The 16976-nt window shown below is 62.7% G+C and carries 25 protein-coding genes; 24 read left to right on the forward strand and 1 reads right to left on the reverse strand.

Translation table 11 applies throughout. From position 1 onward, the window contains the following. The first annotated feature begins 25 nt into the window (after nt 1–25). Nucleotides 26–2044: an ABC transporter ATP-binding protein gene (locus tag AC0L3J_RS20260; RefSeq protein WP_473348176.1), complete on the forward strand. Its 2019-nt coding sequence runs from the start codon at nt 26–28 to the stop codon at nt 2042–2044. On the opposite strand, the gene AC0L3J_RS20265 is transcribed toward AC0L3J_RS20260, so the two are convergent. After that, nucleotides 1975–3150: an FAD-dependent oxidoreductase gene (locus AC0L3J_RS20265; protein ID WP_473348226.1), complete on the reverse strand. Its 1176-nt coding sequence runs from the start codon at nt 3148–3150 to the stop codon at nt 1975–1977. The two genes, AC0L3J_RS20260 and AC0L3J_RS20265, sit on opposite strands and share 70 nt — an antisense overlap. A 700-nt stretch (nt 3151–3850) precedes the next feature. Here AC0L3J_RS20265 and rpsL point away from each other — a divergent pair. The 23 genes from rpsL (at nt 3851) to rpsE (ending at nt 16959) form a co-directional block, all read left to right on the forward strand. After that, on the forward strand, nt 3851–4222 hold the full coding sequence (gene rpsL, locus AC0L3J_RS20270) for a 30S ribosomal protein S12 (protein ID WP_007603006.1): 372 nt from the start codon (nt 3851–3853) through the stop codon (nt 4220–4222). 15 nt (nt 4223–4237) lie between these two features. After that, on the forward strand, nt 4238–4708 hold the full coding sequence (gene rpsG, locus AC0L3J_RS20275) for a 30S ribosomal protein S7 (protein WP_007603009.1): 471 nt from the start codon (nt 4238–4240) through the stop codon (nt 4706–4708). A gap of 30 nt (nt 4709–4738) precedes the next feature. Further along, nucleotides 4739–6811: an elongation factor G gene (gene fusA, locus AC0L3J_RS20280; RefSeq protein WP_027518591.1), complete on the forward strand. Its 2073-nt coding sequence runs from the start codon at nt 4739–4741 to the stop codon at nt 6809–6811. Between the two features lie 40 nt (nt 6812–6851). Further along, nucleotides 6852–8042: an elongation factor Tu gene (gene tuf / locus AC0L3J_RS20285; RefSeq protein WP_018456453.1), complete on the forward strand. Its 1191-nt coding sequence runs from the start codon at nt 6852–6854 to the stop codon at nt 8040–8042. An 82-nt stretch (nt 8043–8124) separates the two neighbouring features. Further along, the gene (gene rpsJ / locus AC0L3J_RS20290; protein WP_002712302.1) at nt 8125–8433 is read left to right on the forward strand and encodes a 30S ribosomal protein S10; all 309 of its coding nucleotides are present in this window, start codon (nt 8125–8127) and stop codon (nt 8431–8433) included. Nucleotides 8434–8486: 53 nt separating this feature from the next. Next, on the forward strand, nt 8487–9200 hold the full coding sequence (gene rplC, locus AC0L3J_RS20295) for a 50S ribosomal protein L3 (RefSeq protein ID WP_007603016.1): 714 nt from the start codon (nt 8487–8489) through the stop codon (nt 9198–9200). Between the two features lies 1 nt (nt 9201). After that, nucleotides 9202–9822: a 50S ribosomal protein L4 gene (rplD, locus tag AC0L3J_RS20300; RefSeq protein WP_007603018.1), complete on the forward strand. Its 621-nt coding sequence runs from the start codon at nt 9202–9204 to the stop codon at nt 9820–9822. Continuing rightward, nucleotides 9819–10121, forward strand: a complete 303-nt coding sequence (locus tag AC0L3J_RS20305) for a 50S ribosomal protein L23 (RefSeq protein ID WP_007603019.1) — start codon at nt 9819–9821, stop codon at nt 10119–10121. Before rplD ends, AC0L3J_RS20305 begins: the two co-directional genes overlap by 4 nt. Nucleotides 10122–10133: 12 nt before the next feature. Beyond that, nucleotides 10134–10967, forward strand: a complete 834-nt coding sequence (gene rplB, locus AC0L3J_RS20310) for a 50S ribosomal protein L2 (protein ID WP_007603020.1) — start codon at nt 10134–10136, stop codon at nt 10965–10967. A 12-nt stretch (nt 10968–10979) separates the two neighbouring features. Beyond that, a complete protein-coding gene (gene rpsS / locus AC0L3J_RS20315; RefSeq protein ID WP_007603021.1) occupies nt 10980–11258 on the forward strand; it encodes a 30S ribosomal protein S19 in 279 nt (92 codons plus the stop codon). 10 nt (nt 11259–11268) lie between these two features. Beyond that, a complete protein-coding gene (rplV, locus tag AC0L3J_RS20320) occupies nt 11269–11655 on the forward strand; it encodes a 50S ribosomal protein L22 (protein ID WP_007603022.1) in 387 nt (128 codons plus the stop codon). A gap of 18 nt (nt 11656–11673) precedes the next feature. Continuing rightward, on the forward strand, nt 11674–12399 hold the full coding sequence (rpsC, locus tag AC0L3J_RS20325) for a 30S ribosomal protein S3 (protein WP_007603023.1): 726 nt from the start codon (nt 11674–11676) through the stop codon (nt 12397–12399). A 32-nt stretch (nt 12400–12431) separates the two neighbouring features. Next, the gene (gene rplP / locus AC0L3J_RS20330) at nt 12432–12845 is read left to right on the forward strand and encodes a 50S ribosomal protein L16 (RefSeq protein ID WP_007603024.1); all 414 of its coding nucleotides are present in this window, start codon (nt 12432–12434) and stop codon (nt 12843–12845) included. A gap of 5 nt (nt 12846–12850) precedes the next feature. Continuing rightward, complete coding sequence (gene rpmC, locus AC0L3J_RS20335) at nt 12851–13057, forward strand: 50S ribosomal protein L29 (protein WP_007603026.1); 207 nt, start codon at nt 12851–12853, stop codon at nt 13055–13057. A gap of 13 nt (nt 13058–13070) precedes the next feature. Next, the gene (rpsQ, locus tag AC0L3J_RS20340; RefSeq protein WP_279662106.1) at nt 13071–13319 is read left to right on the forward strand and encodes a 30S ribosomal protein S17; all 249 of its coding nucleotides are present in this window, start codon (nt 13071–13073) and stop codon (nt 13317–13319) included. A gap of 83 nt (nt 13320–13402) precedes the next feature. Continuing rightward, on the forward strand, nt 13403–13771 hold the full coding sequence (rplN, locus tag AC0L3J_RS20345; protein ID WP_007603030.1) for a 50S ribosomal protein L14: 369 nt from the start codon (nt 13403–13405) through the stop codon (nt 13769–13771). Continuing rightward, nucleotides 13771–14085: a 50S ribosomal protein L24 gene (rplX, locus tag AC0L3J_RS20350; protein WP_007603031.1), complete on the forward strand. Its 315-nt coding sequence runs from the start codon at nt 13771–13773 to the stop codon at nt 14083–14085. Before rplN ends, rplX begins: the two co-directional genes overlap by 1 nt. After that, nucleotides 14078–14635 carry a 50S ribosomal protein L5 gene (gene rplE / locus AC0L3J_RS20355; protein WP_007611607.1) on the forward strand — a complete coding sequence of 186 codons (558 nt, stop codon included), beginning with the start codon at nt 14078–14080 and terminating at the stop codon, nt 14633–14635. Before rplX ends, rplE begins: the two co-directional genes overlap by 8 nt. A 46-nt stretch (nt 14636–14681) precedes the next feature. Then, the gene (gene rpsN / locus AC0L3J_RS20360) at nt 14682–14987 is read left to right on the forward strand and encodes a 30S ribosomal protein S14 (protein WP_456769434.1); all 306 of its coding nucleotides are present in this window, start codon (nt 14682–14684) and stop codon (nt 14985–14987) included. Nucleotides 14988–15001: 14 nt separating this feature from the next. Further along, nucleotides 15002–15400: a 30S ribosomal protein S8 gene (rpsH, locus tag AC0L3J_RS20365; protein ID WP_007603034.1), complete on the forward strand. Its 399-nt coding sequence runs from the start codon at nt 15002–15004 to the stop codon at nt 15398–15400. Nucleotides 15401–15416: 16 nt separating this feature from the next. Further along, on the forward strand, nt 15417–15950 hold the full coding sequence (gene rplF / locus AC0L3J_RS20370; protein ID WP_007603035.1) for a 50S ribosomal protein L6: 534 nt from the start codon (nt 15417–15419) through the stop codon (nt 15948–15950). Nucleotides 15951–15961: 11 nt separating this feature from the next. Next, nucleotides 15962–16324 (forward strand): 50S ribosomal protein L18, encoded by a 363-nt coding sequence (gene rplR, locus AC0L3J_RS20375; protein ID WP_007603036.1) that lies wholly within the window; start codon nt 15962–15964, stop codon nt 16322–16324. Between the two features lie 47 nt (nt 16325–16371). Beyond that, entirely contained in the window at nt 16372–16959 is a 588-nt protein-coding gene (gene rpsE, locus AC0L3J_RS20380; protein ID WP_007603037.1) for a 30S ribosomal protein S5, read from the forward strand. Nucleotides 16960–16976: the final 17 nt, after the last annotated feature.

Here is a 16976-nt window from a genome sequence, read left to right on the forward strand (position 1 = left end):
CCGGCCGTCAGCATCGGTTGGTTTCATGGCGTCCAAGCCCCTCCCGCCCGACAAACAGAAGCTCGCCGCGCAAGAGGCGGCCGAGCTCGACGACAAGCTTGCCCCCACCGTCAAGCCGGACCTCGAAGACGACGAGGACGATGAAGACGAGGAGGATGGCGGGCTGGAGCTCGATGACGATGATGAGGACGAGGACCTCGTCGTCTTTACCGCGCGCGAAGCCGCCGGCGCGCTCGCGACCATCCTGGGCTTCGTCAAACCCTTCCTGGTCAACTACAAGCAGATGCTGTCCTTCGTGGCGTTCGGCGTCTTCGTCGAGACGCTCTTCAACGTCATCATGCCGCTCAGCCTGAAGTACCTGATCGACGACGCGCTCGGCGAGGAGGATTTCCAGGCGCTGTACAAGATCCTCGGCGTGCTCGCGGTCGCGGGCATCTTCACCTCGATCGTCGCGGTCTGGTACGAACGCTGGGATGCGAGACTCGCAGCGTGCATCATCTCCGACGTCCGCAAACGACTGTTCGAGCACGTCCAGGACCTGCCGGCGGCCTATTTCGGCCGCACCAAGCGCGGCGAGATCCTGTCGCGCTTCTCTGTCGACCTCGCGGCCTTCGAGGGTTCGGTCAAGACCTTCGCCAACAGTGCGGCGTTGCCGTTCCTGGAGTTGATCGCGGGCATCATCCTGATGGTGTTCCTGAACTGGCAGCTCGCGGCGGTTGCGCTGCTGGTGTTTCCGATCACGCTGATCGGTCCCCGCATGCTCACACCGAAGGCTGTTCAGGCGAATTACGAGCAGAAGCTCAACGAGTCCGCGCTGCTCGGCATGGTGCAGGAGAACGTGGCGGCGCAGGCCGTGATCAAGGCGTTCAGCCTGCAACGCCGGATGTTCGGGTTCTTCAAATTCCGCAACGACGAGACGCGAAACAAGATGGCCTCGGCGGCGTTCCTGTCGACCATGGTGGAGCGGACGGTCACCATCTCGGTGCTGCTCCTGCATCTCGTCGTGCTCGCGATCGGCGCGTATCTGGCGACCAAGGGTCAGATCACGATCGGCACCTTCGTCACCTTCGAGAGCGCGTTCTGGGAGGTGTCCTACAATATCGCCCATGTGATGCATTTCATCCCGGTGTCGATCTCCTCGGCAGCCGCGATTCGTCACATGCAGGAGCTGCTCGACGAGCCCACGCGCAGCGCCGATCGTGCCGGCGCGCCCGATCTGCCGCGCATCACCAACGACATCACCTTCGACCACGTGACCTTCCAGTACGAAGGCAGCCAGACGCCGGTGCTGGACAATCTCAGTCTCAAGCTCAGTGTCGGCAAGCGCATTGCCATCGTCGGTCCCTCGGGCTCCGGCAAGAGCACGCTGCTGAATCTGATCCTGCGGCTCTATGTGCCGGACGAGGGGCGCGTCGCCATCGACGGCGTCGACGTCCGCAAGGTGACGCTGGATTCGCTGCGCCGGAGCATGGCGGTGGTGTTCCAGGAGAACATGCTCTTCAACATGTCGATCCGGGAGAACATCCGGCTCGGCAAGGAGGGCGCGACCGACGAGGAGGTGGAGGAGGCGGCCAAGAAGGCCGAGATCCACCGTTACATCATGAGCCTGCCGCAAAGATACGACACGCCGGTGGGCGAGCGCGGCGATACCTTGTCGGGCGGCCAGCGCCAGCGTATCGCGATCGCGCGCGCGGTCATCCGTAATCCCTCCGTGCTGCTGCTGGACGAAGCCACTTCGGCGCTCGACCAGACCACGGAAGCCGCGATCAACCGCACGCTGCTGAAGGTTGCCAAGGGCCGCACCATGATCTGGTCGACCCACCGCCTGACCTCGGTGGTCGAGATGGACGAGATCATCGTGATTTCAGGGGGCAGGGCGATCGAGCGCGGCTCTCATGCCGAACTGCTCGCCAAGAACGGCACCTATCGCAAGCTGTGGAACGACCAGATCCACCAACCGCATGGCGCGCCGGCTCACGTCGACGAGGACAGCGATGATGACGAGGATGAAGACGACGTCGACGAGGACGATGAGGAGGAGTGACCGAGGAAGTTCGGCTCCAGATCGAAGGCTCCTCCAAGCGGCCGCAATAGTCCCTGAACCGACCAGGCAATGAAGCGGGCCCAGCGCTGCGCCGTCCAATAGGGGCTCGTCGCAATCGAGACCGAGCGGAAGTCGAACGCCTTCGCCGCCGACCAATCGTCGCACGCCCGCTTGACCGGATCTGCGTAGAAGGTGGCGATCTTGCTTGTATCCATCCCGTCGGAGGCCAGCCACTGCGGGATGTAGAGGTTGCAGAGCCGCTCGACGTCGGTGAAGACCTTGTCGCACCCGGTGCCGGCGGCCGGGCAGGAGGTCGAGAAGGCATCGCCCACCAGCACGAGGCCGGGTTGGCCGCTTGCATCGTTCACATAGAGATCGACCGGGCGGATTTTCAGCTCACCGGGAATGTCGAATGGTCCGGTGATGCGCTTGAGCCGTGGCAGCGCGGCATTCAGCGTCTCCGCGGGCGCGCGGCGCAGCTCAAGCAGCCAGGGATCGTCGAAGCTGCGGTAGACGAACAGATTGGCGCGCATCCGCGTCCCGATCGGAAAAAGCGTGAGATAGGGGATGCGGTCGCTCGGCCGTTCCGAGAAATAGGTCAGCGCCGGGAAGTCGAACGAGTCCCGTCCCGCGGGCACCACGTCGAACCCGATCGAAATCGAATGGCAGGCACTGACGACTTTTCGCGTGATTCCCAGCTGGTGGCGCAGGCCGACGTTGAGGCCGTTGGCGAGCACGACCAGCCGGGCCGAGACCATCTCGTCGTTGGAGAGAGTGACCTTCTGCCGCTCCGCACTTGTCTCGACCAAGACGGCCTTGGCGCAGATGCGCTCGACGCCGGCAGGAATTTCGTCGCGGACAGCGTTGACGAGGGAATCGTAGAGGATGTTGAACTGCCGGCTTGGCGCCTTGTCGAGAAGGCGGCCGAAGCGCGCGATCCAGTTCTCGCCCACAAAGGTCGCGCGGCGCAGCACCGATTCGGCGATTCCCGTCTGCAGGAATCGCCCGACCTGCACGTGACCACTGAGTTTTTCGACTCGAAAGTCCGCCGAATAGCTCTCATGCGGATCGATCAGAATGGTCGAAATGCCGCCACGGCCGAGCATCGCGGCGGCGGTCGAGCCGGACAATCCCCCGCCGATAATGGCAATGTCGGTGTACCGCTGGTGCTAATCTCTGCCCAAGGCGGCACATTGGCGCTCCAACCGGAAAGAAAGCCTTAGCCAAAGGTTACAAAAGTATATTTAACCCGGATATAAATAGGATTCGAGGTGGCGGAACGCGCTCCTCGTTTCCATATCGCGAAGGCGCAGCGAGCGGCCCTGCGAAGCGATTTCGGCAGGCGCGGGAAGCGCTTCTGACTGACGTTTCGCCTTGACTTGACCGACACCCACTTATAGAACCCCCTCACTTAACGACAGGCGGTGAGCATCGCCAACGTCGGAACGGGCCACCTGTTTGATCCCTTGGGATCGCCAAGACAGGCACCAACCTCGACGAATGCCGCTCAAACGCTGTCGATCATAGCTAGGCAATGCCAGTGCGATTTTAGGTCTCGTGAGCATGTTCTCTCGAGATCGAATTCGGATGCATGACCTCGGTGCGCGGGCCGCAGCTTCAAGCTGACCGGTTCAACTACTGCGGTCCTCTGTGGCGTCGAAGCGCTTTCCGCCCGTTGATGGGTGGTTGGCGCGATTTCGCTTTGTGCGGATTGTTCCGCGCAAGACGGCCTCGTCGAGCGGGTAGCTCGAAAGAATTTGCGGACCCGGTGACGGGCCGCGGCAGAACACAAAGGGTAATGCCAGGATGCCGACGATCAACCAGCTGATCGCTCAACCGCGGGAAGTGCAGAAGTCGCGCAAGAAGGTGCCGGCACTGCAGCAGTCGCCGCAGAAGCGCGGTGTTTGCACGCGCGTTTACACCACGACCCCGAAGAAGCCGAACTCGGCGCTTCGTAAGGTTGCCAAGGTGCGTCTGACCAACGGCTTCGAGGTGATCGGCTACATCCCCGGTGAGGGCCATAACCTCCAGGAGCACTCGGTGGTCATGATCCGCGGCGGTCGCGTCAAGGACTTGCCCGGCGTGCGCTACCACATCCTCCGCGGCGTTCTGGATACCCAGGGCGTCAAGAACCGTAAGCAGCGCCGTTCGAAGTACGGCGCCAAGCGTCCGAAGTAAGCGGGAACCAGGTCCATGTCTCGTCGCCATTCTGCCGAAAAGCGCGAAGTGCTTCCCGATCCGAAGTTCGGGAACATCATCGTCACGAAGTTCATGAATTCGGTGATGTACGCCGGAAAGAAGTCGGTCGCCGAAGGCATCGTCTACGGCGCGTTCGGCCTCATCGAAAGCAAGACCAAGCAGAACCCGCTCGGCGTGTTCGAGCAGGCACTCGAGAACGTCATGCCGACGATCGAAGTGCGCTCCCGCCGCGTCGGCGGCGCGACCTATCAGGTTCCGGTCGAAGTTCGCTCGGTGCGCCGTCAGGCGCTGGGCATTCGCTGGCTGATCTCGGCTGCGCGCGATCGCAACGAGAAGACGATGACCGAGCGGCTCTCTGCGGAGCTCCTGGACGCGTCGAACAACCGGGGTAACGCCGTCAAGAAGCGCGAAGACGTGCACCGGATGGCGGAAGCCAACCGCGCCTTCTCGCACTATCGCTGGTAACGGCGACACACGGAATCTAAGGAACACTCCATGCCCCGCGTTCATGCCATAGAGAACTACCGTAACTTCGGTATCATGGCGCATATCGATGCCGGCAAGACCACGACCACCGAGCGCATCCTCTATTACACCGGCAAGAGCCACAAGATCGGCGAAGTGCACGAAGGTGCCGCGACGATGGACTGGATGGAGCAGGAGCAGGAGCGCGGCATTACGATCACCTCGGCCGCGACCACCGCGTTCTGGGAAGGCAAGCGTCTCAACATCATCGACACTCCCGGCCACGTCGACTTCACCATCGAGGTCGAGCGCAGCCTGCGCGTGCTCGACGGCGCCGTGTGCGTGCTCGACTCGAACCAGGGCGTCGAGCCCCAGACCGAGACGGTCTGGCGCCAGGGCGACAAGTACAAAGTTCCGCGCATCGTCTTCGCCAATAAGATGGATAAGACCGGCGCCGACTTCTACAAGTGCATGCAGGATATCGTCGACCGCCTCGGCGCGAAGCCGATCGCGATCCAGCTTCCGATCGGCTCCGAGAACAACTTCAAGGGTCTGGTCGATCTCGTTCGTATGAAGGGCGTGGTCTGGGAAGAAGAGAAGCTCGACGCCAAGTTCGTCGACATCGACATTCCCGAGGACATGGTCGAGAAGGCCAAGGAATATCGCGAGAAGCTGTTGGAAGCCGCCGTCGAGCTCGACGACGAAGTTCTCGCCGCTTACCTTGACGGCAAGGAGCCGGACGAGGCGACGTTGAAGCGCTTGATCCGCAAGGCCGTGCTGACTGGCGCGTTCTTCCCGGTATTGTGCGGTTCGGCGTTCAAGAACAAGGGCGTGCAGCCTTTGCTCGACGCGGTCGTCGATTATCTGCCGTCGCCGGTTGACGTGCCCGCCATCAAGGGCGTCGATGAAGACGGCAACGAGGTCGTTCGCCTGCCGGACGACAAGGAGCCGCTGGCTCTGTTGGCCTTCAAGATCATGGACGACCCGTTCGTCGGCACCATCACCTTCTGCCGCATCTATTCCGGCACGCTGCTGTCGGGCACCGGCGTCATCAATTCGACGCGCGACCGCAAGGAGCGCATCGGGCGCATGTTGCTGATGCATGCGAACAACCGCGAAGACATCAAGGAAGCCTATGCCGGCGACATCGTCGCGCTGGCTGGCCTGAAGGAAGCGCGCACCGGTGACACGCTGTGCGATCCCGACAAGGCGGTGATCCTCGAAAAGATGGAATTCCCCGAGCCGGTCATCGAGATCGCGATCGAACCCAAGTCCAAGGCCGACCAGGAAAAGCTCGGCGTGGCGCTGGCGAAGCTCGCTGCGGAGGATCCGTCCTTCCGCGTGTCGACCGACCAGGAGTCCGGCCAGACCATCCTCAAGGGCATGGGCGAACTCCATCTCGACATCAAGGTCGACATTCTCCGCCGCACCTACAAGGTCGATGCAAACATCGGCGCGCCGCAGGTGGCGTTCCGTGAGCGCGTCACCAAGAGGGCCGAGGTCAAGTACACTCACAAGAAGCAGACCGGCGGTACCGGTCAGTTCGCGGAAGTGTCGATCGTGGTCGAGCCGAACGAGCCCGGCAAGGGCTACGAGTTCGAGTCCAAGATCGTCGGCGGTGCGGTTCCGAAGGAATACATCCCCGGCGTCGAAAAGGGCCTCAACAGCGTGATGGGCTCTGGTGTCGTCGCGGGCTTCCCCGTGGTCGACGTCAAGGTTCAGCTCGTCGACGGTAAGTATCACGACGTCGACTCGTCGGCGCTCGCCTTCGAAATCGCATCGCGTGCTGCATTCCGCGAAGCCTTGCAGAAGGGCAAGTCCGTCCTGCTCGAGCCGATCATGAAGGTCGAAGTGGTGACCCCGGAAGATTACACCGGCTCCGTCATCGGCGACCTGAATTCCCGGCGCGGTCAGATCCAGGGTCAGGACATGCGCGGCAACGCCAACGTCATCAACGCGATGGTGCCGCTCATGAACATGTTTGGTTACGTGAATAACCTGCGCTCGATGAGCCAGGGTCGCGCGACCTTTACCATGCAGTTCGACCACTACGCAGAAGCGCCGGCCAACGTGTCGGCAGAAGTCCAGAAGAAGTTTGCCTGATTGTCGTCGGTCTCGAACTGACGATTGAACGGAGAGTCAAATGGCCAAAGCAAAGTTTGAACGTAACAAGCCGCACTGCAACATCGGCACCATCGGTCACGTCGACCATGGCAAGACGTCGCTGACCGCGGCGATCACCAAGGTCCTCGCCGAAGCCGGCGGCGCGACGTTCACGGCGTACGACCAGATCGACAAGGCGCCGGAAGAGAAGGCGCGCGGCATCACGATCTCGACGGCGCACGTCGAATACGAGACCAAGAACCGCCACTACGCGCACGTCGACTGCCCCGGCCACGCCGACTACGTGAAGAACATGATCACCGGCGCCGCCCAGATGGACGGTGCGATCCTGGTCGTGTCGGCCGCTGACGGTCCGATGCCGCAGACCCGCGAGCACATCCTGCTCGCCCGCCAGGTCGGCGTTCCCGCGCTCGTCGTGTTCCTCAACAAGTGCGACATGGTCGACGATCCGGAGCTGCTCGAGCTCGTCGAGCTCGAAGTCCGCGAGTTGCTCTCGAAGTACGAATTCCCGGGCGACACCATCCCGATCATCAAGGGCTCGGCGCTCGCCGCCCTCGAGGATTCCGACAAGACGCTCGGCCATGACGCCATCCTCGAGCTGATGAAGCAGGTCGACGCCTACATTCCGCAGCCGGAGCGTCCGGTCGACCTTCCGTTCCTGATGCCGGTCGAAGACGTGTTCTCGATCTCGGGCCGCGGCACCGTCGTGACCGGCCGTGTCGAGCGCGGTATCGTCAAGGTCGGCGAGGAAATCGAGATCGTCGGTCTGCGCGCCACGCAGAAGACCACGGTCACCGGCGTCGAAATGTTCCGCAAGCTGCTCGATCAGGGCCAGGCCGGCGACAACATCGGTGCGCTGCTTCGCGGTACCAAGCGCGAGGACGTCGAGCGCGGCCAGGTGCTGTGCAAGCCGGGTTCGGTCAAGCCGCACACCAAGTTCAAGGCTGAGGCTTACATCCTCACCAAGGAAGAGGGCGGCCGCCACACCCCGTTCTTCACCAACTACCGTCCGCAGTTCTACTTCCGCACCACCGACGTGACCGGTGTCGTGCATCTGCCGGAAGGCACCGAGATGGTGATGCCGGGCGACAACATCGCGATGGAAGTGCACCTGATCGTGCCGATCGCGATGGAAGAGAAGCTCCGCTTCGCGATCCGCGAAGGTGGCCGTACCGTCGGCGCCGGCGTCGTCGCCTCGATCATCGAGTAATTACGAGAATAGGGATCGGCGAATAGCGAATGTGACATTCGCTATTCGCTATTCGCCACCCCACTGAAGAAAGACCACGGCAATGAACGGCCAAAACATTCGTATCCGTCTCAAGGCGTTCGACCATCGTATCCTCGATACGTCGACCCGCGAGATCGTGAACACGGCGAAGCGCACCGGCGCGCAGGTCCGCGGACCCATTCCGCTGCCCACCCGCATCGAGAAGTTCACCGTCAACCGTTCGCCGCACGTCGACAAGAAGAGCCGCGAGCAGTTCGAGATGCGCACTCACAAGCGCCTGCTCGACATCGTCGATCCGACCCCGCAGACCGTCGATGCTTTGATGAAGCTCGACTTGGCCGCCGGTGTCGACGTCGAGATCAAGCTCTAAGATTTTTGGATCACGTTCGCCACTAGCGGACAGAAAGAACAGGAAGCACGCCGATGCGCTCCGGAGTGATCGCACAAAAGGTCGGGATGACGCGGGTCTTTACAGAGGCCGGCGAACATATCCCCGTGACCGTGCTGAAGCTCGGCAATTGCCAGGTCGTAGGCCACCGCACCGAAGAGAAAAACGGTTATGTCGCGCTCCAGCTTGGTTCTGGCAGCCGCAAGACCGTGTACATGCCCAAGGCGGAGCGCGGCCAGTTCGCGGTCGCCAAGGTCGAGCCGAAGCGGCAGGTCGAGGAATTCCGCGTCTCCGCGGATCAGATGATCCCCGTCGGTGCCGAGATCCTGGCCGACCACTTTGTCGTCGGTCAGTTCGTCGACGTCACCGGTACTTCGGTCGGTAAGGGTTTTGCCGGCGGTATGAAGCGCTGGAACTTCGGCGGTCTGCGCGCCACCCACGGCGTCTCGGTCTCGCACCGTTCGATCGGTTCGACCGGTGGCCGTCAGGACCCGGGCAAGACCTGGAAGAACAAGAAGATGCCCGGTCACATGGGTGTCGACCGCATCACCACGCTCAACCTTCGGGTCGTCCAGCTCGATGTCGAGCGCGGTCTGATCCTCGTCGAAGGCGCCGTTCCCGGTTCCAAGGGCGGCTGGATCCGCGTGCGCGACGCCGTCAAGAAGCCGCTGCCTAAGGAAGCTCCGAAGCCCGGCAAGTTCAAGGTTGCTGGCGAAGCGGACGCTGCTCCGGCTGCGCAGGAGGCGTGAGATGGAATTGAAAGTCACCACCCTCGAAGGTAAGGAAGCCGGCTCGGTCCAGCTTTCCGACACCATTTTCGGCCTCGAGCCGCGCCAGGACATCATTGCACGTTGCGTGCAGTGGCAGCTCAACAAGCGCCAGGCCGGTACGCACAAGGCCAAGGGTCGCGCCGAGATCTGGCGCACCGGCAAGAAGATGTACAAGCAGAAGGGCACTGGTGGTGCTCGTCACGGCTCGGCCCGCGTGCCGCAGTTCCGCGGCGGTGGCCGTGCCTTCGGTCCGGTGGTGCGTTCGCACGCCACCGACCTGCCGAAGAAGGTCCGTGCGCTCGCGCTCAAGCATGCGCTCTCGGCCAAGGCCAAGGACGGCGATCTCATCGTGATCGACAAGGCCGCGCTGGAAGCCGCCAAGACCAAGGCGCTGCTCGGTCATTTTTCCGGTCTGGGTTTGACCAACGCGCTGATCATCGACGGCGCCGAGCTCAACAACGGCTTCGCCGCTGCAGCCCGCAACATCCCGAACATGGACGTGCTGCCGATCCAGGGCATCAACGTCTATGACATCCTGCGCCGTCGGAAACTTGTTCTGACCAAGGCCGCCATCGATGCGCTGGAGGCGCGCTTCAAATGACGAAGAACATCGAGCCTCGCCACTACGACGTGATCCTGTCGCCGGTCGTGACCGAAAAGGCCACGATCGCCTCGGAGCACAACAAGGTGCTGTTCAAGGTGGCCGCGAAGGCGACCAAGCCGCAGATCAAGGAAGCGATCGAGAAGCTGTTCGACGTCAAGGTCAAGAGTGTCAACACGCTGGTCCGCAAGGGCAAGACCAAGATCTTCCGCGGCAATCTCGGCTCGCAGTCGAACTCCAAGCGCGCGATCGTGACTCTCGAAGAGGGTCACCGGATCGACGTGACCACCGGTCTGTAAGGTCGTACGACGATGGCACTGAAGACATTCAATCCCACGACGCCGGGCCAGCGCCAGCTGGTCATGGTCGATCGTTCGGCCCTCTACAAGGGCAAGCCGGTCAAGGCGCTTACCGAAGGCAAGCACTCCTCTGGCGGCCGCAACAACACCGGTCGCATCACCGTGCGATTCCGCGGTGGTGGTCACAAGCGGACGTTGCGTACCGTCGATTTCAAGCGTGACAAGGTCGATGCGCCCGCGACGGTCGAGCGGCTGGAGTACGATCCGAACCGCACCGCGTTCATCGCGCTGGTCAAGTACGAAGACGGCACCCAGGCCTATATCCTGGCGCCGCAGCGTTTGGCCGTCGGTGATTCCGTCGTCGCCGGCAACTATGTCGACGTGAAGCCGGGCAATGTCATGCCGCTCGGCAACATGCCGGTCGGCACGATCATCCACAACATCGAGGTCAAGATCGGGAAGGGCGGCCAGCTCGCCCGCTCCGCGGGCACCTACGCCCAGCTCGTCGGTCGCGACCAGGACTACGTGATCGTCCGCCTGAACTCGGGCGAACAGCGCCTGGTGCACGGCCGTTGCCGCGCCACGATTGGCGCGGTGTCGAACCCGGATCACATGAACACGTCGATCGGCAAGGCCGGCCGCAACCGTTGGCTGGGCCGCAAGCCGCACAACCGCGGCGTTTCGATGAACCCGATCGACCATCCGCACGGCGGTGGTGAAGGTCGTACCTCGGGCGGTCGCCACCCGGTTACTCCGTGGGGCAAGCCGACCAAGGGCAAGAAGACCCGCTCCAACAAGTCGACCAACAAATTCATTCTCCTAAGCCGCCACAAGCGGAAGAAGTAAGGAACGCCGGACATGGTTCGTTCAGTCTGGAAAGGCCCGTTCGTCGAGGGTTCTCTGCTCAAGAAGGCAGATGCCGCGCGCTCGTCCGGCCGTCACGACGTCATCAAGATCTGGAGCCGTCGCTCGACGATCCTGCCGCAGTTCGTCGGCCTGACCTTCGGCGTCTACAACGGTCAGAAGCACGTGCCGGTGGCGGTCAACGAGGAAATGGTCGGTCACAAGTTCGGCGAGTTCTCGCCGACCCGGACCTTCCATGGCCACTCCGGGGACAAGAAAGCCAAGAAGGCTTGAGGATTAAACGATGAGCAAACCTAAGCGCGAACGGAGCCTCGCCGAGAACGAGGCCAAGGCGGTCGCCCGGATGCTGCGGGTGAGTCCGCAGAAGCTCAACCTGGTCGCCCAGCTCATTCGCGGCCGGAAGGCGGCTGCTGCGCTCGCCGACCTGCAGTTTTCGCGCAAGCGGATCGCGGTTGACGTGAAGAAGTGCCTGGAATCGGCTATTGCCAACGCCGAGAACAACCATGACCTCGACGTCGACGATCTCGTCGTGGCGCAGGCCTTCGTCGGCAACGGCCTCGTGATGAAGCGCTTTGCCGCCCGCGGCCGTGGCCGTTCGGGCCGTGTCTACAAACCATTTTCACAGCTGACGATCATCGTTCGTCAGGTCGAAGCCGCAGCAGCGGCTTAAGGGACGCAGGAGAACACGATGGGTCAAAAGATCAATCCGATCGGTCTGCGTCTCGGCATCAACCGGACCTGGGATTCCCGCTGGTACGCGGGCAAGCAGGAATACGGCAAGCTGCTGCACGAGGACGTCAAGATCCGCGAGATCCTGCACAAGGAGCTCAAGCAGGCGGCCGTCGCCCGCATCGTGATCGAGCGTCCGCACAAGAAGTGCCGCGTCACCATCCACTCGGCTCGTCCGGGCGTGGTGATCGGCAAGAAGGGCGCCGACATCGACAAGCTGCGCAAGAAGGTCGCGGACATCACCGCGTCCGACGTCGTCATCAACATCGTCGAAATCCGCAAGCCGGAGCTCGATGCGACGCTGGTGGCCGAGTCGATCGCGCAGCAGCTGGAGCGCCGCGTGGCGTTCCGCCGCGCCATGAAGCGCGCCGTGCAGTCGGCGATGCGTCTCGGCGCGGAAGGCATCCGCATCAACTGCTCGGGACGTCTGGGCGGTGCGGAAATCGCCCGCATGGAGTGGTACCGCGAAGGTCGCGTGCCGCTGCACACGCTGCGCGCAGACATCGACTACGGCGTTGCGACCGCGTTCACGACCTTCGGCACCTGCGGTGTCAAGGTCTGGATCTTTAAGGGTGAGATCCTCGAGCACGATCCGATGGCCCAGGACAAGAGAATGGCCGAAGGTGAGACTGGTGGCGGCGGCGATCGCGGCGGCCGGCAGCGCCGGGACAACGCTGCAGCCTGACGCCAGCACAGAGAATTTGAGGGCTTGAAGCCATGATGCAACCTAAGAAAACGAAGTTCCGGAAGGCGCATAAGGGCCGTATCCACGGCGTTGCGTCTTCGGGCGCGACGTTGGCCTTCGGCCAGTTCGGTCTGAAGGCGACCGAGCCTGAGCGCGTCACCGCGCGCCAGATCGAAGCCGCCCGCCGCGCGCTGACCCGCCACATGAAGCGCGCCGGCCGCGTCTGGATCCGCATATTCCCCGACGTTCCCGTGTCGAAGAAGCCTGCCGAAGTCCGCATGGGTTCCGGCAAGGGCGCGCCGGAATTGTGGGTCGCGCGCGTCAAGCCGGGCCGGGTGCTGTTCGAGATCGACGGCGTCAACACCCAGACGGCGCGTGAAGCGCTGACCCTGGCGGCAGCCAAGCTGCCGATCAAGACGCGCTTCGTCGAGCGCATTGCGGAGTAATGGCCATGGCCCAGATGAAAATCGAAGACATCCGCGCATTGAGCCCCGATCAGCAGGATGACGCCATCCTGAACCTGAAGAAGGAGCGCTTCAACCTGCGCTTCCAGCGCGCCACCGGGCAGCTCGAGAACACCTCGCGCCTGCGCGAGGCCCGCCGTGACATCGCCCGGATCAAGACCGTCGCCGCGCAGACGCGCGCGAAGAAGAAGTAAGAGGCTTACGAAGATGCCGAAACGTACTTTGCAGGGCGTGGTCGTCAGCGACAAGCAAGCCAAGACCATCGTGGTGCGCGTCGATCGCCGCTTCACGCACCCGATCTACAAGAAGACGATCCGCCGTTCGAAAAACTACCACGCGCACGACGAGAGCAGCGAGTTCAAGCCGGGCGACATGGTGTGGATCGAGGAATCGAAGCCGATTTCGAAGTTGAAGCGCTGGGTCGTGATCCGGGGCGAACACAAGAAAAGCGCCTGATCTGTTGGCTTTAGCCGACTGACTTCAGGTAAATGTTGAGCGCCGGCTGGGCTGGCGCAAAGAGAAGAGGACGAGGTGCATCAATGATTCAGATGCAGACCAACCTCGACGTGGCCGATAATTCTGGCGCACGCCGTGTCATGTGTATCAAGGTGCTCGGGGGCTCCAAGCGCCGCTACGCCACGATCGGCGACATCATCGTTGTCTCGATCAAGGAAGCAATTCCGCGTGGCAAGGTGAAGAAGGGCGACGTGATGAAGGCCGTCGTGGTGCGCGTCCGCAAGGACATCCGCCGCGCCGACGGTTCGGTCATCCGCTTCGACCGCAACGCCGCCGTTCTGATCAACAATCAGTCCGAGCCGGTCGGTACCCGTATCTTCGGGCCCGTGCCGCGCGAGCTGCGCGCCAAGAACCACATGAAGATCATCTCGCTCGCGCCGGAGGTGCTGTGATGGCTGCGAAGATCCGCAAGGGCGACAAGGTCGTCGTGCTGACCGGCCGTGACAAGGGCCGCACTGGCGAGGTGTTCGAAGTGCGTCCCGACGCCGGTACGGCGCTGGTGCGCGGCATCAACATGGTCAAGCGTCACCAGAAGCAGACGCAGGCCCAGGAGGGCGGCATCATCTCGAAAGAGTCGCCGATCCAACTGTCCAACATCGCGTATGTCGGCAAGGACGGGAAGCCGACCCGCGTCGGATTCAAGATTCTGGCGGACGGCAAGAAGGTCCGCATCGCCAAGAGCTCGGGAGCTGAGATCGATGGCTGAGGCCGCTTACACGCCGCGCCTGCGCGCGGAATACGACGCGAAGATCCGGACGGAAATGACCGAGAAGTTCGGTTATGAGAACGTCATGCAGGTTCCGCGTCTGGACAAGGTCGTGCTGAACATGGGCGTTGGCGATTCCGTCAACGACCGCAAGAAGGCCGAGAACGCCGCTGCGGAATTGACCCAGATCGCCGGCCAGAAGGCGATCGTGACCTATTCGCGCGTCGCGATCGCGACCTTCAAGTTGCGTGAGAACCAGCCGATCGGCTGCAAGGTCACGCTGCGCAAGGCCCGCATGTACGAGTTCATCGATCGCCTGGTGACGGTCGCGCTGCCGCGCGTCCGCGACTTCCGCGGCTTGAACCCGAAGAGCTTCGACGGCCGCGGCAACTACTCGCTCGGCCTCAAGGAACACATCATTTTCCCCGAGATCGACTTCGACAAGGTCACGGAATCCCGCGGTATGGACATCACCGTCTGCACCACGGCCAAGACCGACGACGAGGCGAGGGCCTTGTTGACCGCTTTCAATTTCCCGTTCCGGCAGTGAGACGCTGACCTAAAGCCTCTCAAACGCGGATACCCAGGAGCCAAACATGGCAAAGAAGAGTTCAGTCGAGAAGAACAACCGGCGCAAGCGGATGACGAAGAACGCCGCCCCGAAGCGCGAGCGGTTGAAGGCGATCATCGCCGACAAGACGTTGCCGATGGAGGAGCGGTTCGCCGCGACCCTGAAGCTGGCGGAAATGCCGCGCAACTCGTCGGCGACCCGCATCCGTCTGCGTTGCGAGCTGTCGGGCCGTTCGCGCTCGAACTATCGCTTGACCAAACTGTCCCGCATCGCAATGCGGGACCTTGGCTCCAAGGGCATGGTCCCGGGCCTCGTGAAGTCCAGCTGGTAAGGAGGGTCGTTTAGATGTCTACGCACGATCCAATCAGCGATCTGATCACCCGCATCCGCAACGCGCAGATGCGCTCCAAGAACAAGGTCTCCACGCCTGGCTCGAAGATGCGCGAGAACGTACTCGAGGTGCTGAAGAGCGAAGGCTACATCCGCGGTTACGCCACGCTCGAGCACTCCTCGGGCCGAAGCGAGATCGAGATCGAGCTGAAGTATTTCGACGGCGAGCCCGTTATCCGCGAGATCGAGCGTGTCTCCAAGCCCGGGCGTCGCGTTTACGCCTCGGTGAAGAACCTGCCGCGGGTCAATAACGGACTCGGCATTTCGGTGTTGTCGACCCCGAAGGGAATCATGGCTGACCACAGTGCGCGTGAAGCGAACGTGGGCGGCGAAGTTCTCTTCACGGTGTTCTGAGAAGGATTTTTGATCCATGTCACGTGTTGGCAAAAGGCCGGTAGCGGTGCCGTCGGGTGTGACCGCGACCGTCGACGGGCAGACCGTCAAGATGAAGGGGCCGAAGGGCCAGCTTCAGTTCGTCGTCCATAACGACGTCGAGGTGAAGCTCGACAACGGCCAGGTCAAGGTGAACCCGCGGGTCGAGACCAATCGCGCGCGGGCCCTGTACGGGACCGCTCGCGCCCAGGTCGCGAATCTGGTCGAAGGCGTCACCAAGGGTTTCGAGAAGAAGCTCGAAATCACCGGCGTCGGTTACCGCGCCGCGCTGCAGGGCAAGAACCTGCAGCTCGCGCTCGGCTACAGCCACGATGTGGTCTACGCGATCCCGGAAGGGATCACGATCACCGTGCCGAAGCCGACCGAGATCACGGTGACCGGCAGCGACATTCAGCGCGTCGGCCAGGTCGCCGCCGAGATTCGCTCCTATCGTCCGCCGGAGCCCTACAAGGGCAAGGGCGTGAAGTATGTTGGCGAATTCATCTTCCGCAAGGAAGGCAAGAAGAAGTAACGGAGCCGGTCATGTCGAAAGCCAAGGTTACGAATGCCCGGCGCAAGCGCAGTGTACGTCTGAAGCTGCGCCGCTCGGGTGGCGGCCGTCCGCGCCTGTCGGTGTTCCGCTCGTCCAAGCACATCTACGCCCAGGTCATCGACGACCTGAAGGGCGAGACGCTGGCCTCTGCCTCGTCGCTCGAGAAGTCGATGCGCGATGGCGGCAAGACCGGCGCCGACATCGATGCGGCGAAGGCGGTCGGCAAGCTGCTGGCCGAGCGCGCCGCCGAGAAGGGTGTCAAGGAAGTCGTGTTCGATCGCGGCAGCTATCTCTATCACGGGCGCGTCAAGGCTCTTGCCGACGCGGCGCGTGAGAGCGGGCTGAGCTTCTAACAGAATTTGAGGATTGAGGCGTAAGCCTCTGAAGGACTGGAAAAACCATGGCAGAACGCGAACAACGTGGTGGACGCGATCAACGCGGCGGCGGACGTGAACGCAGGGAAGAGCGCGACAGCGAGTTCGTCGACAAGCTCGTCCACATCAATCGCGTCGCCAAGGTCGTCAAGGGCGGCAAGCGCTTCGGTTTCGCAGCGCTGGTCGTGATCGGCGACCAGAAGGGCCGCGCCGGCTTCGGTCACGGCAAGGCGCGCGAAGTGCCCGAGGCGATCCGCAAGGCAACCGAATCCGCCAAGCGCAACCTGACCCGCGTGTCATTGCGCGAGGGCCGCACGCTGCATCACGATATCGCCGGCCGTCATGGCGCGGGCCGTGTTTACCTGCGCGCAGCTCCGGCCGGTACCGGGATCATCGCCGGCGGTCCGATGCGCGCCGTGTTCGAGACGCTCGGCGTCCAGGACGTGGTTGCGAAGTCGATCGGCTCGTCGAACCCGTACAACATGGTTCGCGCGACCTTCGATGCGCTGAAGCATCAGGATTCGCCGCGCTCGGTCGCTGCCCGCCGCAACATCAAGGTGTCCACCCTCCAGTCCCGCCGTATCGGTGGCGACGCCGAGGCGGTTGCCGAATAACGGAAGCTTTTCGGAGT

It is taken from the genome of Bradyrhizobium sp. Kon37 (assembly GCF_055807535.1).